Source organism: Streptomyces sp. DSM 40868 (assembly GCF_011820545.1).
GTDB lineage: Bacteria > Actinomycetota > Actinomycetes > Streptomycetales > Streptomycetaceae > Streptomyces > Streptomyces eurythermus.
The window spans coordinates 5234038-5247321 of the sequence record NZ_CP050504.1 but is presented as its reverse complement, the minus strand read 5'-3'; the positions used below and the strand labels follow the sequence as shown (position 1 = coordinate 5247321).

General features: G+C 70.1%; 14 protein-coding genes. 6 read left to right on the top strand and 8 right to left on the bottom strand.

The genetic code is table 11. From position 1 onward, the window contains the following. Window positions 1-15: 15 nt before the first annotated feature. Window positions 16-309 carry a DUF1330 domain-containing protein gene (locus HB370_RS24010; protein ID WP_030778491.1) on the top strand — a complete coding sequence of 98 codons (294 nt, stop codon included), beginning with the start codon at window positions 16-18 and terminating at the stop codon, window positions 307-309. A 31-nt stretch (window positions 310-340) separates the two neighbouring features. Here the strand turns inward: HB370_RS24010 and HB370_RS24005 are convergent, their stop codons facing one another. Together HB370_RS24005 and HB370_RS24000 are read right to left on the bottom strand one after the other, a co-directional pair. Continuing rightward, a complete protein-coding gene (locus HB370_RS24005) occupies window positions 341-592 on the bottom strand; it encodes a DUF397 domain-containing protein (RefSeq protein ID WP_030778490.1) in 252 nt (83 codons plus the stop codon). Beyond that, window positions 589-1434, bottom strand: a complete 846-nt coding sequence (locus HB370_RS24000; protein WP_030778489.1) for a helix-turn-helix transcriptional regulator — start codon at window positions 1432-1434, stop codon at window positions 589-591. The genes HB370_RS24005 and HB370_RS24000 overlap by 4 nt, the downstream gene beginning before the upstream one ends. Window positions 1435-1585: 151 nt before the next feature. Between HB370_RS24000 and HB370_RS23995 the strand changes: the two genes are divergently transcribed. The 3 genes from HB370_RS23995 (at window position 1586) to HB370_RS23985 (ending at window position 3679) form a co-directional block, all read left to right on the top strand. Further along, window positions 1586-2062 (top strand): ATP-binding protein, encoded by a 477-nt coding sequence (locus HB370_RS23995; RefSeq protein WP_342450958.1) that lies wholly within the window; start codon window positions 1586-1588, stop codon window positions 2060-2062. 200 nt (window positions 2063-2262) lie between these two features. Further along, window positions 2263-3108: a DNA-binding protein gene (locus HB370_RS23990; RefSeq protein ID WP_030778488.1), complete on the top strand. Its 846-nt coding sequence runs from the start codon at window positions 2263-2265 to the stop codon at window positions 3106-3108. 1 nt (window position 3109) lies between these two features. Continuing rightward, window positions 3110-3679 (top strand): Uma2 family endonuclease, encoded by a 570-nt coding sequence (locus HB370_RS23985; protein ID WP_037700843.1) that lies wholly within the window; start codon window positions 3110-3112, stop codon window positions 3677-3679. Window positions 3680-3690: 11 nt separating this feature from the next. Here HB370_RS23985 and HB370_RS23980 read toward each other — a convergent pair whose 3' ends face one another. The 5 genes from HB370_RS23980 to HB370_RS23960 form a co-directional block, all read right to left on the bottom strand. Next, window positions 3691-4155, bottom strand: coding sequence for a hypothetical protein (locus HB370_RS23980; protein WP_030778485.1), 465 nt, complete (start codon window positions 4153-4155; stop codon window positions 3691-3693). A gap of 2 nt (window positions 4156-4157) precedes the next feature. Next, window positions 4158-4655: a hypothetical protein gene (locus HB370_RS23975; protein WP_030778483.1), complete on the bottom strand. Its 498-nt coding sequence runs from the start codon at window positions 4653-4655 to the stop codon at window positions 4158-4160. Window positions 4656-4682: 27 nt separating this feature from the next. Next, window positions 4683-6023: a hypothetical protein gene (locus HB370_RS23970; RefSeq protein ID WP_037700840.1), complete on the bottom strand. Its 1341-nt coding sequence runs from the start codon at window positions 6021-6023 to the stop codon at window positions 4683-4685. 36 nt (window positions 6024-6059) lie between these two features. Continuing rightward, window positions 6060-6443 carry a hypothetical protein gene (locus HB370_RS23965; RefSeq protein WP_030778478.1) on the bottom strand — a complete coding sequence of 128 codons (384 nt, stop codon included), beginning with the start codon at window positions 6441-6443 and terminating at the stop codon, window positions 6060-6062. A 142-nt stretch (window positions 6444-6585) separates the two neighbouring features. Further along, window positions 6586-8037: an aldehyde dehydrogenase gene (locus HB370_RS23960; protein WP_030778476.1), complete on the bottom strand. Its 1452-nt coding sequence runs from the start codon at window positions 8035-8037 to the stop codon at window positions 6586-6588. Between the two features lie 163 nt (window positions 8038-8200). Between HB370_RS23960 and HB370_RS23955 the strand changes: the two genes are divergently transcribed. After that, complete coding sequence (locus HB370_RS23955) at window positions 8201-8920, top strand: TetR family transcriptional regulator (protein ID WP_030778474.1); 720 nt, start codon at window positions 8201-8203, stop codon at window positions 8918-8920. A gap of 95 nt (window positions 8921-9015) precedes the next feature. Here the strand turns inward: HB370_RS23955 and HB370_RS23950 are convergent, their stop codons facing one another. Beyond that, window positions 9016-12069 (bottom strand): glycosyl hydrolase 115 family protein, encoded by a 3054-nt coding sequence (locus HB370_RS23950; protein WP_106980598.1) that lies wholly within the window; start codon window positions 12067-12069, stop codon window positions 9016-9018. Between the two features lie 171 nt (window positions 12070-12240). Between HB370_RS23950 and HB370_RS23945 the strand changes: the two genes are divergently transcribed. Next, a complete protein-coding gene (locus HB370_RS23945; protein ID WP_030778470.1) occupies window positions 12241-13245 on the top strand; it encodes a hypothetical protein in 1005 nt (334 codons plus the stop codon). The last annotated feature ends 39 nt before the right edge of the window (window positions 13246-13284 follow it).

The following is a 13284-nucleotide window of genomic DNA, read 5'->3' as shown; positions in this document are numbered from 1 at the left end:
GACACTGGAGGTTCCATGCCCAAGGGCTACTGGGTCAGCGTCTACCGCACCATTTCGGACCCCGAGAAGCTGGCCGCCTACAACAAGCTCGCCCGCCTGGCCGTCGAGGCCGGGGGTGGTCGGACCTTCGTCCTCGGCGGCCGGGTCGCGGCGTATGATGCCGGGATCGCCGAACGCACCGTCCTGGTCGAGTTCGACAGCTTCGAGCAGGCCGTCGCGACGCGCGAGAGCGCGGCCTACCAAGAGGCGCTGGCCGCCCTCGCCGACGGCGTCGAGCGCGACTTCCGCATAGTCGAAGGCATCGACTGACCGAGGCCCGTCTCTCGGCGTTTGCCCCGGTTCAGCCGCGCGAAGCGAAGGTCACGAAGTCGGCCCAGGCGGCCGGGGCGACGGTGAGGCAGGGGCCCTCGGTGTTCTTGGAGTCGCGGATGTGGATGGTGGAGGGGGTGGGGGCGACTTCGAGGCAGTCATGGCCGTTACTGCTGTCGCTGTAGCTGCTCTTGGACCAGGTGAGAGCCGCCTCCACGCAGTCATCGACCTCGGCGCTGCTGCTGTAACTGCTCTTGAACCAGTGCAGTTCCACGGTGCTCATAGTCTTCCCAACGCTTTCTCGATGAAGTCCCGTGACTTCCCCGGCGGGAGAGCCTGCGACCGGATCATGCCATAGCGCAGTTCGAGGATCCGGAGGTCTTTGGGGTTCGAGACCGGGCGGCCGTTGAACGCACCGTCGGAGCGTCCGATCGCCGTCCCATCCGCGAACTTCAGCACCTCGACCAGCCCAGAAGCTCCGGGGTTCTCCTCACAGTCGGTCGGCATGATCTGAAGCGTTACGTGCCTCAACTTTCCCACCTCCAGAAGGTGTTCGAGTTGTTTACGCAACACCATCCTGCCACCGTAGGGGCGTTCGAGCGTCACTTGCTCCAGGACGAAACTGAGGGTGGGGGTGGGTTCACGCTCGAAGACGGCCTTCCGAGCCATGCGCGCGGCGATTCCCCGCTCCACCATGTTTTGACTGCGGACGGGCTGCCTCATCTCCAACAGCGCCCGGGCGTACTCCGGCGTCTGCAGTAGGCCGTGGATGTTGTGGTTGCTGTAGAAGAGCAATTCGACCGCCCGCCCCTCCAGCTCAGCCAGTTCACGCACCTTCTTCGGATACCGCGCCTTCCTCATGTCCTCCCGGAACGCCCGTAGATGCCCCTGTGCCTTCAGGAACGTGTCGGCGCTGTCCAGGAACTCCGGCCTGGGGATGCGTACCCCGCGTTCGATCTTGCGGATCATGTCCTCGCCGTAGCCCACGGCCTCCGCCAGCTCGGTGATGCTCACCCCCGCCGACTGCCGACAGACCTTGAGCAGTCGGCCCACCGCCTGGACCACCGGCTCGATGTCGTCGCCCGGCTCGACGTCCCACCCTGCGTCATCGACACCCTCACCCATGACTTCCTCCTTCGGCGCGCAGCTTTACCCGTACAACGCCCGAGACAGCCGAGACAGCCGAGACAAATCGGGAGACAGTGACTGTACGTACAGGCGTTGTCACTCCCTTAAGGAAGCAGGCTTCGCCACGCTCTGTGATGTGAACCAAGAAATGGGTGCCCCTGAAAACCACCTCACCGGCCACATCCCCACCTTCGACATCCGGCTGTCCCCCACACCCCGCGGTGCTCGACTCGCCCGGCTGCTCGCCGAACAGCATCTGCGGTCGTGGGGACTGCCGGTGGAGCAGGTGACGCAGATCGTCGCCGAGCTGGCAGCGAACGCCGTCACGCACGGTCGCGTCCCCGGCCGGGACTTCCAGCTCCTGATCTACGTCGTCGGCCACACGCTCCGTATCGAGGTCACCGACACCCGGGACGACCGGTTCCCCCGGCTGCGCCCCCCGAGCGAGGACGGCGAAGCCGGGCGCGGACTGCTCCTCGTGGAGGCGCTGGCCGACAAGTGGGGCGTAGCCGTGGGCCGTCGCCCGCGCAAGACGGTGTGGGCCGAGGTGACCCTCCCCCACCGGGACCCGGCGGACCGTGCTCCGGTGACACGGGCGGCAATTTCCCAAGGAACACCCGGGTGAAAGAACCCCGCCAAGCCCCACCCCTCCCGCCCACGGAGCAAACTCACTCAGGAGGGTGAACATCGCCAACTTGGCTGGATTTGGGGCTGGTTGTCTGCCCTACGCTCGGCGCAACACCACCGCAGACATGAGTCGGCCCTCGCCGGGAGTAGCGTTCCCAATGCGAGGGCCTGACCACCGAGGAAGGCTCCAACTTCCCGATGGATATCGAAGACCCTAGCGCGCCCGCGCGCACCCAGACCCGAGTTACCGCCAACAACCACCCGAACCGGGGCCATCACACCGGCGGACTCGTCCACGACCACACCCGCCACACCACCCGCTTCACGGTGATCGGCAACCACCTCGTCCAGCACGCGGAGTTGTCGCTCCTGGCGATCGGCCTGGCGTGCCACATCCAGTCGCTGCCACCGGGCGCCCGAGTCGACATCAAGACCCTGGCCGCGCGCTTCCCCGAGGGCGCGATCCGCATCGCGGCGGCCCTGCGGGAGCTGGAGACCCACGGCTACCTGCGCCGCGAACGCACCCGCGTCCCCGGCGGCCGGATCATCACCCGCACGATCTCCTGCAACCAGCCCGGCCGCCGCGCCGAGGAACCACCCGCACCCCGGCATCGGCAACAACCCCGCCGTACGGCCCTCCCGGCAGTACCGAAGCCCGCGTACCCCTCCCCGGAGCTACTCCGCTCGGCCACGGACGTCCTGGCCGGCCTACGCCGCAGGGATCCCCGCCTGCTCCTCTCCGCCACCGAGGCCGAACACCTGGCGCCCGGGGTCGCGGCCTGGCTGGAACGCGACGTGCCCCCCACGGCGGTACACGAGGCCCTGACCACCAACCTCCCACCGGCCCCCCTGAGCCGCCCGGCCGCCCTCCTGGCCCACCGCCTGACGACGGGCCTCCCCCCACTTCCCCCCTACCGCACCCCCGAGCCACCCCCACCGGTCCGCCACCCCCTCCAGACCTGCGAAACCTGCGACCGAGCCTTCCGCTCCCCGGAACCGGGCCACTGCCGCGACTGCCGGACCGCCGTGCGGGAGGCCGCGTAAGGTGCCACCCAACCGCTACCGAGCCCTGCGTGATGCCCTCCACTCGATGGGCGACACCCTCTCCGGCACGTTCGAGATCACCTGGGAGGGAATCGTCCACGACCCGGTCTCGCCCAACGGCCGCCACGAGCTGACGCGGGCGCTTCTCCGGAGACACCTGGAAAAGGTCATGCCGGACGAGCTGCTGGCCCACAGCGGCACCTCGGACATGGAGGACGAGCCCGAGGCCATCCTGCGGCACCCCGACGTCATGGTGATCGCCTGGGAAGACCTCGATACCGAAGGCTCCATCGACCCCCGTACCGTCCTCGCCGCCATCGAGATCGTCTCCCGCTCGAACCCGGACAACGACTGGGTGGGGAAGGTCCGCGACTACGCCCTGATGGGCATCCCCGTCTACGCGGTCTTCGATCCACGCACCGGCACCGGCGCCGTCTTCACCGACATCCATCCCACCCCGGCCGGCCCTCGCTACGCCACCCGAAAGGACTTCGTCTACGGCGAGAACGTGACGATCGCCGAGTGGACGATCCCGACCCAGGGCCTGCCGCTCTACGGGCGGACGACATGACCCATGCCCGGTCAGAGCTTGTACACGCCCCGCCAGACCCAGCCCGCGCCGAGGACCGTGTCTCGCAGGGGGTCGGTCATCTCCCGGGTGTCGAAGCGGAACACCTCGACCTTGTGCTTGCGGCCGTCAGGACCCTGTTTCGTCTCCCACTGCCGGTACACCGCGGGCGCGTGCCCGCGTCCGTACTGCGCGTCGGCCTGGTCGGACGAACGGTTCTCCCACCGCTCCTCCAGAACGCGCACCTCCCGCTTCTCCGGGACGAGTCGCATCCGTGCCTTGAGGACCACACCCACTCTCGGAATCCTGCACTCCGCCACCACGTCGGCCTTCTCGTCAGGCGAGGCATTGCGCACCTGGTACGGCACGTCCGGCCCGTTGAGCCCGAAGAGAGCCGTCCGGACCTCCTCGGCCGACAGCGGGGCGACACCGGCATCAGGACGCTTCGTGCCGGCCAACTTGTCCCACAGACGCCCCATGGCTAGACCCCCGCCCCCGTGTCCGGACGGACCGTGCGAACGAACTCCTGGAAGTCCCGCAGGGCCGTGTCGTGCTGGGCGACGGAGGCGGTGAGGATCAACCGGATCACCGCCTTCTTACGCGCGTCTTCGACATCCGACACGAACAGGTACACCTGGGACTGGACGAGATCACGAAGTGCGCCGTCCACGACCGCGGAGAAGGCCAGCCGCTGCGTCAGGGCGGGTGCCTCGGCGGTCCCCACCTCTCGGCGGTCGGTCACGTCCACCGATACGTCCAGCTCACGCAGACGCTCCACCGACTCGTCCGCGAGGTGAGCCGGCGTCGCCCCGTCCGGCAGCCTCTCGCCGTCGATGGCGATGGTCGCGGTGAAGCCGGCGTCCGGCCGCGGGTGCACCGCCACGAAGGCCGCGTGCTCCGCATCGGGACTGTCCGGGCCGGCCGGAAGCCAGCCCTCCGGCAACCGGAACTCGATGGGCGTCGGTAGTGTGGCGGGCATCTCGGCCCTCCTTCCAGGCAAAGCGAATCAGAACCAACTGGTGACGGCGTCCTTGGCGGAGCCGAGGCCGTCTCCGACCGTGTCAGCCACATCGCCCAGCGCGTCGGCCGCGGCGCCTGCGGTCTTCGTCAGCTTGTCCGGGTCAACGGTGATCTCCACGCCCACCGCCCCGCCGAAGACCGGGGAAGCTCCGGCTTTGCCGCCGAGATGGTATATGCCGTCATCATCCTTCTTGTAGCCCCACCAAGCCTCCGCTCCGGGGCCGGCCCAGCCCTCGCCCGTAACGCCGACACCGATGCCCGCGACTTCACCGCCCCCGGCTACGGTTCCTTTCGCCCCCGCGAACGCCTTCGCCCCGACAGTGACCTCTTCCTTGGTCAGCTTCGCATTGACTCCCGCCTCAGCACCGGCGAACCCTTCGCCCCGAAGGTAGCCACCGGCGTAGGGGCCGTACTCGGCACGTCCTTCAGTGAGTGCCCGCACCCCGGCGGACACCTCGGCCTTGCCCACGACACCCTTTTTGTTGAACCCGTAGTTCGCGGTGGCCCTGGCTCCGCCATAGCCGTCGGCTATCCCCGCGAGTCTCAAGTTCCCGTTGGTCAGGGTGCCTTCCGCAGTCGCATGGAAGAGGTCGCCGTAGGCCTTGAGGGAACCCTCCTTGCCGTACTTGGGACCGGTGACGGAAAAGCCGGCACCGGGTCCGGTGACCTCGGCCTTGCCCTCGGACTGCCATCCGTCGGTCTTCGTGTGAGTGTCCTTGGCCGCCTCGGCCACGTACTTCTCGATGTCGCCCTGCGCCTTGCCGTTGAACCCGGGGACCGCGCCGTCGCCCATGTCGGGGCCTTTCACGACGGCGGCGAGGGCCACCTCGACGCCCTTGTCGGCGTCGTCCACGTCCTTCACGCACTGGTCGATGTGAGCCTGCCAGGATTCGACGGACTTGCGGACCCGGCCCGCGTAGTCCGTGTCCGTCCCGAGCAACTGGCGGTCCCGGGCGCTGAGTTTGCCCTCGTCCAGCGAAACGACACCCTGGTCCGACACCTTCATGCCGGCGGCGATCGCGTCGTCCCGCGCCGACTCCAGCCGCTTGCGCAGGTCCGTGAACTGGGCGTGCGCGTCACGGAGGAGCGAGGCGACCGCCTTGGCCTCCGTCTGGGCGCTCTGGTACTCGGCGATCCTGACGCCGAAGCGCGCGTTGGCGGCCTGCCGGCTCTCCCCCAGGAACGTCGGGCGCAGGGTGATCCCGTGTACGTCGTCCCGGTAAGCCGTCTCCTGCTTGTGCAGCTCCTTCGCCATGCCGTCCCAGCGTTCGGCGGCCGTGGTGAGCGTGGACAGGTCGGTCGTCAGGATCTCGTGATAGGTCGGCATGGGTCCCCGTTGTTTCTCGTACCGGTGTGAGAAGGCTCAGCCGCCCGTCGGCGGCGTGTAGGTGTCGAACACCGACACCTGGCGCGCCGTACCGCCCACCAGCAGGTCCGTCCCGCTCAGCGCCTTGGCGTTGTCGCGAAGGGCCGACTCGTCCCCCGCCAGCCGGTTCAGCAGGTTCTTGACCTGCTCGCCCCAGGTGGCGTGCGCCTTCTTCAGGGCACCGGACGTGAGCCAGCCGTACCCGTCCTTCGCGTCGAACGCCTTCACCGCGGCGTGCGTCTCCTCGTCCGCCCACTGGCCCGCCGCCTCGGTGCGCGGCCCGATCTCGCTCTGAAGCTTGTTCGCCGCGGCCGTCTTCTCGGCGGGAGACGAGGCGAGGTCCGGCCGCCCCCCGCCCACCCCCGTGTCACTGCCCGCCATGCCACCCACCCCTCGTCCGCCCCTCTGGCGTGCCCTCGTCACACTAACAAGCGGCGTGTCGCACTGATGTGCTGATATGCGGCTCTGACGCTTCCCTCACGGGCGCCCGCCCACGGCCGCCTGCGTTCGGTGCACGCGGTGCTCAGTCGCGGGCCGGGGCCACCCCGTAGATGGTCTTGGTCTCGCGGTAGGCGTCCATGCCCTCTTTGCCCATCTCGCGGCCGATGCCCGACGCCTTGAAGCCGCCGCCCGGCGCACCGAAGTCCGGCGCGTAGCCGTTGATGCCCATGGTGCCGGTGCGCACCGCCCGGGCGACCGCGAAGGCCCGCTCCGCGTCCTCGCTGAAGACCGCTCCGCCCAGACCGTAGGCCGAGTCGTCGGCCAGGCGGACGGCGTCGTCGTCACCGTCGTGCGGGATCAGCGCCAGAACCGGGCCGAAGATCTCCTCCTGGGCGATCGTCATGCCGTTGTCGACGCCGGTGAAGACGGTCGGTTCCACGTACCAGCCGCGCTCCAGTCCCTCCGGGCGGCCGCCGCCGGTGGTGATGCGCGCGCCCTCGGCGAGACCGGCGGCGATGTAGCCCTCGACGCGGTCCCGCTGCCGCTCGGAGATCAGCGGGCCGATCCGGGTGTCCTCGTCCCACGGGTCGCCGACCTTCAGCGTCTTGACGGCGGAGGTGATGGCCTGGGCGAACTCCTCGTAACGGGCGCGCGGCAGCAGGATGCGGGTGAGTGCCATGCACGCCTGGCCGTTGTTGGGCACGATGCCACCCGCCAGCGCGTAGTGGACCACCGTGTCCAAATCCGCGTCGTCCAGGACGACGGCCGCGGATTTCCCGCCCAGTTCCAGGCTCACGCGCTTGAGATCGTTGCCGCAGATGGAGCCGATCGTGCGCCCCGCGCGCGTGCTGCCGGTGAAGGACACCTTGTCGATGCCGGAATGGCGCACCAGGTACTCGCTGACCCGGCGGTCGGCGGCCACGATGTTCAGCACACCGGGCGGCAGGCCGGCCGCCCGCGCCGCTTCGGCCAGGAAGTAGAACTCCAGCGGTGTCTCCTCCGGCGCCTTGGCGACGACCGTGCAGCCGGCCGCCAGCGCCGGAGCGACCTTGGCCAGCAACAGGAACAGCGGGCTGTTCCACGGCACGATCGCTGCGACCACACCGACCGGCTCGTGGCGCACGGTGAACTCGGTTCCGGTCAGACCGGTCCGCACCTCCTCGACGCCGTCCCTCTCGGCCATGTCGGCGTAGTACTGGAGCAGGCCGGCGCCCGCCTGGCCGATCCACAGGTTGTTGGCGCGCGTGGTGCCGACCTCGTCGGTCATCACATCGGCGATCGCCTCTCCGGATGCGGTCAGGTTCTCCGCCAGCCGGCGCAGGATCACGCCCCGCTCGCTCGGCGACATCCGCGGCCACGGGCCCTGGTCGAACGCCCGGCGCGCCGCTCCGACGGCCAGGTCGATGTCGTCGGTGACGCCCAGCGGCGCCCGGCCCACCACCTCCTGGGTGGAGGGGGACATCACGTCGGTCATCAAGGCACCGGCCGGCTTCTGCCACTGGCCCTCGATGAAGAAGTACTCGTATACGTACATATCAGTTCTTTTCGGGAGGGCACCGCCAGGGGCGCGCGGGAGGGCCTCCCTTCCCGCACAGACCGACTCCCCCGATTAGGTACCGCCGGTATCTTGTCTTGGTCCCCACCGTAACGAACCGCCGGTCACTTATCAACGGACCGGTGGTCTGTACGCTGCTCCCGTGGACTTCCAACGCGCCCGCAGCGACGAACAGCGCGCCCAGAGACGGCGGCACATCCTCGAGGTGACGGCCGGGATGCTTACCGAGATGCCGGTCGCGCAGCTGAGCCTGAACGAGCTGAGCCGGCGTGTGGGCCTGGCCAAGGCGAACGTGCTGCGGTACTTCGAATCACGCGAGGCGATCCTGCTCCAGCTGCTGGACGCCGAGCTGCGGGACTGGCTCACCGAGCTGGAGGAAGCGCTCACCCCCGTCCAGGGAACGCCCCGCGAGCGCGGAGACCGGCTTGCCCGGGTGCTGGCCGAGTCCCTGGCCGAGCGACCGGTGCTGTGCGACCTCATCAGCGCCCAGGCCGCCGTCCTTGAACGCAACGTCTCGGCCCAGGTGGCCATCGAGCACAAGTACGCGACGCTGCGCAGCTTCCGCGCCCTGGCCGGGCTGGCCCGCCGCTGCCTTCCCGAACTCGGCCCGGAGGACGCCTTCCGGCTGACGGGCTTCATCTCGCTGGCGGCCAGTGCGGCCTGGCCCTACATCCAGCCGTCACAGGCCCTGACGGCGGAGTACCCGGACGATCCGGTGGTGGCGGCCATGCACGTCGACTTCGCCGGCGTCGTACGCCAGATCCTGGAAGTGTCCATCTCGGGGCTGCTGGAGCGCCGGGAGGACGTGCCGCTGGGCGCCGGGCCCCTGGCCGGGATACCGCACGACATCGGGCAGGAGTAAGGAGAGGGGGACTCCCCCAAGGGTTCGGGGAGCCGGTCTCCCGGGGACGGACCGTGTCGTACCCCGGGAGGATCCGACGCAGCTCTACGCAGTCGTCACAACCGCCGGCTCTCCAGCGGCCCCAGGTACAGCTCCGGCAGCCCGCCCGTGTCGATCAGCAGGCGCTGGACCACCACCGTCGGGTCGACCATCCAGAACTTCAGGCGGTGGACGCCGGGTGAGGTCACCGTGTGGCGGGTGGCCGTGCGGTTGATGTTGTCCGACGTGTTGCGGGCCCACACCGTGTTCAGCGCGCCGTCGTCCGCGCCCTCGGTGATATCCACCGTGCGGATCGGGCCGTCGTCCAGGGAGACGCCGTAGCGCAGGCCGGAGACGCCGGGCAGCGCCGGGTTGCGGGGGGACAGGTACGCCCACACCGTCACCTCACCGGGGGCGGACAGCAGCGTCACCTCGTACTCCAGGCGGGGGGAGGCGCCACCCGGAGTGCGGCTCGGGGACGTCACCGGCCACGGCGTCATGCCCGCACTCGTACGGCCGATGCCGTCGATGCGGCGCCACTGGCCGACCGCGCGGTCATAGTGCTCGGCGTCGATCGCAACGTAACCGCCGGCCTCCACGAAGCCCCGCGGCCGCCCGCCCGACGGACGTTCCGCCACACAGCGGACCGGGACGGACGCGCCCGCGCCGTGCACCGTCAGGGTCGCCTCCGCGCGCCCCTTGGGGGCCCGGGACCAGTCGACCTCCACCTCCAGGCGGACCTGCTTCTCCACCCGTCCGCGCGGCCGGTCCACCCGCAGCCAGGGCGCCGAGACCGAGACCTCGTAGGGGAAGGGAGTACGGCCCCGGTTGAAGATCTCCACGTACTGGCGGGGACGGGTCTGGTACGGGCTGAAGGTCGGGAGGGCCGCCGTCCCGGACGAACCTCCGGGCCACCACTCGCCCTTGTCCTCCGCTCCGTCCACCGACACGCCCAGCTCCGCCGCCTCCGGCACCTCGATGCGGCGCACCGCCGGGAAGAGCACGTCGGGTATGGCCACGTTGTCCTTCTCCGGCTGCTGCCAGGGCGCGTTGGGGCCGTAGCGCTCCACATCGCCGTAGTCGATGTGCGGCTGGGTCTGGAAGCCCTGCCATTTGCCGTCCGCAACGCGGGAGTTGAAGCGGTCGGCGAGAGCGAAGTCCCGGGCCAGGCCCGCCTCCGCCTGCGCCGCGCGGTCGTTCGTCGCGGCCCGGCCCTGCGCCGCGTAGAGCAGGTTGGTGAACTCCGCCTGCCGCAGCTCGTACAGGTTGGCGGTCGCCGTCACCTCGTAGCCGGCCAGTTCGTACCACGCGTCCCGCAGCCGCTCCGGCAGCCGGCGCTCCACCCGTTCCGCGCGGCGGCCCAGCTCGCGCCACTCCTCGGTGACCCGCTCCAGCTCCCGGTGCGCGAAGTAGTACGGGGTCCGCTGGTCGTCGTAGACGATCCGGTCGCCGGAGAGGGTGATCCGGCGGTTCAGCAGCTCCGGCTTGCGGCGGGCCTGGAGCCGGCCGTACTCCGCCAGCAGGGCCGCGATCTCCTTGGCCTGCGCCTCGCCGAAGTTCTGCCGGGCGTACCGTTCCTCCCACTCGCCGAGGCGCTCCAGCGGCAGGCGGTCCGGGTCCCAGGCGTAGGTGAGGAAGAACTCCGTCGGCAGCTCGTTGCCCTTCAGGTCGCCGACGTTGACCACCCACAGGCCGTGGTTGCCGTAGGCGTGCGCCTGGTGGAGCTGGTCCCAGACATTGCGGAGGTTCGCGGTGTCGACCCACTTGTAGTTGCGGCCGGCACCGACGTAGTCGAAGTGGTAGTACAGGCCGAAGCCGCCGGCGCGGGGGCCGTCCGGGTGTTTGCGGATGTTGCCCCAGTTGTCGTCCGTGAGGACCACGGTGACGTCGTCGGGGGCGCGCAGACCCCGGTCCCAGTAGCGCTGCACCTCCTTGTAGAGGGTCCACACCTGGGGGGTCTCGGCGGCCGGTTTCCCGGTCACCTCCTCGATGATCTTCCGCTGGTCGGCGATGATCTGCTGCATCAGTTCGATGCCGTCGCCGTCGGGCAGGCTGGTGTCGCCGTTGCCGCGCATGCCGAGGGTGACGACGCCCTCGAAGCCCTCGTCGACCATGCGCTGGATGCCCGCGCGCCAGTACGCGCGGATCGCGTCCGCGTTGCGGCGGTACGACCACTCACCCGTGCCCCCGTAGGGGTCGGACCCCGAGCCCGCGTGCCGGTTCCACTCCTCGATGCCGCGCATCATCGGCGCCTCGTGGGAGGTGCCCATGACGATCCCGTACTGGGCGGCCCTGCGGTGGTTCTCCGGGTCGTCCTCGGCGAACGCCCGGCCCCAGACCGCCGGCCAGAGGTAGTTCCCCTTCAGGCGCAGCAGGACTTCGAACACCTTCGCGTAGAAGTCGGCGTTGAAGCCGTTGGGGAACCCCGGTGCCTTTCCGGAGCCGAAGTAGGCCAGGGCCCAGGTGCCGAGCGCCGGGTTCTCGTCGTTGATGAAGACACCCCGGTACTTCACCGCCGGGGTCCCCTGGGTGAACCGGCCGGGCTTCACCCATACGTGCTTGCGCCGGGTCGGCGGTACGTCGTCCCACCAGTGCCAGGGCGACACACCGATGCCGTACGAGACGTCGTACGCCCCGAAGATCGTGCCCCGCGGATCGCTGCCCGCGATGACGAACGCCCGCTCCACGCCGGGCATCGGGTGGTCCACGACGGTCTGGAGCGAGGTCTCCCACTTGCCGCGCACGCCCGTCACGTCGAGCTTGCCGGACCGGATCAGGCCGTCGATCAGCGGGCTGCGGCCGATCGTGCCGACCAGCACCGGGAAGCGGCCGATCGTCGTACCCGGACGGACCCCGGTCACCCGCGCGAGGTCGTCCCGCAGATCCCCCGCGACCCGTACGACTCCGGGGTGATCCTTTTGGCTGACCACCACCGGCGCGCCCACCAGGGAGAACACCCCACCGGTGAACGAGATGTACGACCCCGGGTCCGTCACCCGCAGCCCCTCCCCGGCCCCGGACACGGCCCCGGCCCCCGACGCGGCCTCCGCCGGTGCCGACACGGCGGCCAGCCCGGCGCCCAGAACCGTCCCGCCCAGGACCGTCCTACGGCTGACGTGCGCAGACGACATACAGGATTCCTCCAGTCCCACGTGCCTCGCTATTTGCTCAGCGGCATGACAAATAGTGGGCGAGGCCACGGCACCGGGGAACGGGTCGTACGCACCGAATAGTTTCGAGACCCGTAAGGGGCACCCTGAGAGGCCGGGAGCGGTGTCGGCGGGGGCCGCTAGCCTCCGGGCATGACCCGTACGACTCCCCCACGCCCCCTGGACATCACCGTCCCCTTCCCCGAGCTGGCCCCGCTCGCCCGCACCGCCGTACGGCTGCACCCCCGGGCCGGTGCGCCCACCCCGGCGGACAGCTCGCTCGGCGGACCGCTGCTGTGGCCGGCGGGAGAGCCGTGGCCGGGGTGCCCGGAGCATGCCGGACCTTGGCACCGGGGCACTGCCCCGGACGACGTACGACGGGCCCGGCGCGTGCTGCGGGAGGCGTGGGCCCGGCCCCGCGCGGAAGGCGCCGCGCTGCTGACCGAGGAGGAGAGGGCCGTCGTGGACCCGGGGCGGGAGCGGGTGCGCATACCCGTGGACGGGCCGCTTCCGCTGGTGCCGGCGCTCCAGCTGTACGCCGCCGACGTGCCCGCGCTGCCCCGCCCCGACGGAACCGATCTGCTCCAGGTCCTGTGGTGCCCGTTCGACCACGACCCCGGATACCTGCCCCACGTCGAGCTGCGCTGGCGCGACTCCGCCGCCGTCACCGCCCCGCTCGGCGCGCCCCCGCGACCGGCCGTCATCGGCAACCGCGACTATCTGCCCGAGCCCTGCGTGCTGCACCCGGAGACCGTCACGGAGTACCCGGCCCCGCACGAGCTGCCCGAGGAACTGGCCGCCCGGATCGAGGCATGGGAGGACGCCCAGGAGGAGGACACCGGGCTCTGCTACCAGTACGACCTCGCCGTGGCCCCGGGCACCAAGCTGGGCGGGCACGCGCCCTGGAGCTTCTCCGACCCGTTCCCGATGGCCTGCCCCGAGTGCGGATCGCCGGTGCGGCCCCTGCTCACCTTCGACAGCGCCAAGTGGGACGGCGGCAGCGGGAGCTGGCGCCCGCTGGAGGACGCCGGGTACACCGGGCCGATGTTCCAGGGACCGTCCGGGCAGACCGAGCTGAACTTCGGCCGCGGGTACTCCCTGCAGATCTACGGGTGCGAGGCGTCGTACGACCACCCGCCCCTGACGAACATGCAGTGATGCCCGGAAAAAGCGGAGGCCCGGAAAAAGCAGAAGAGG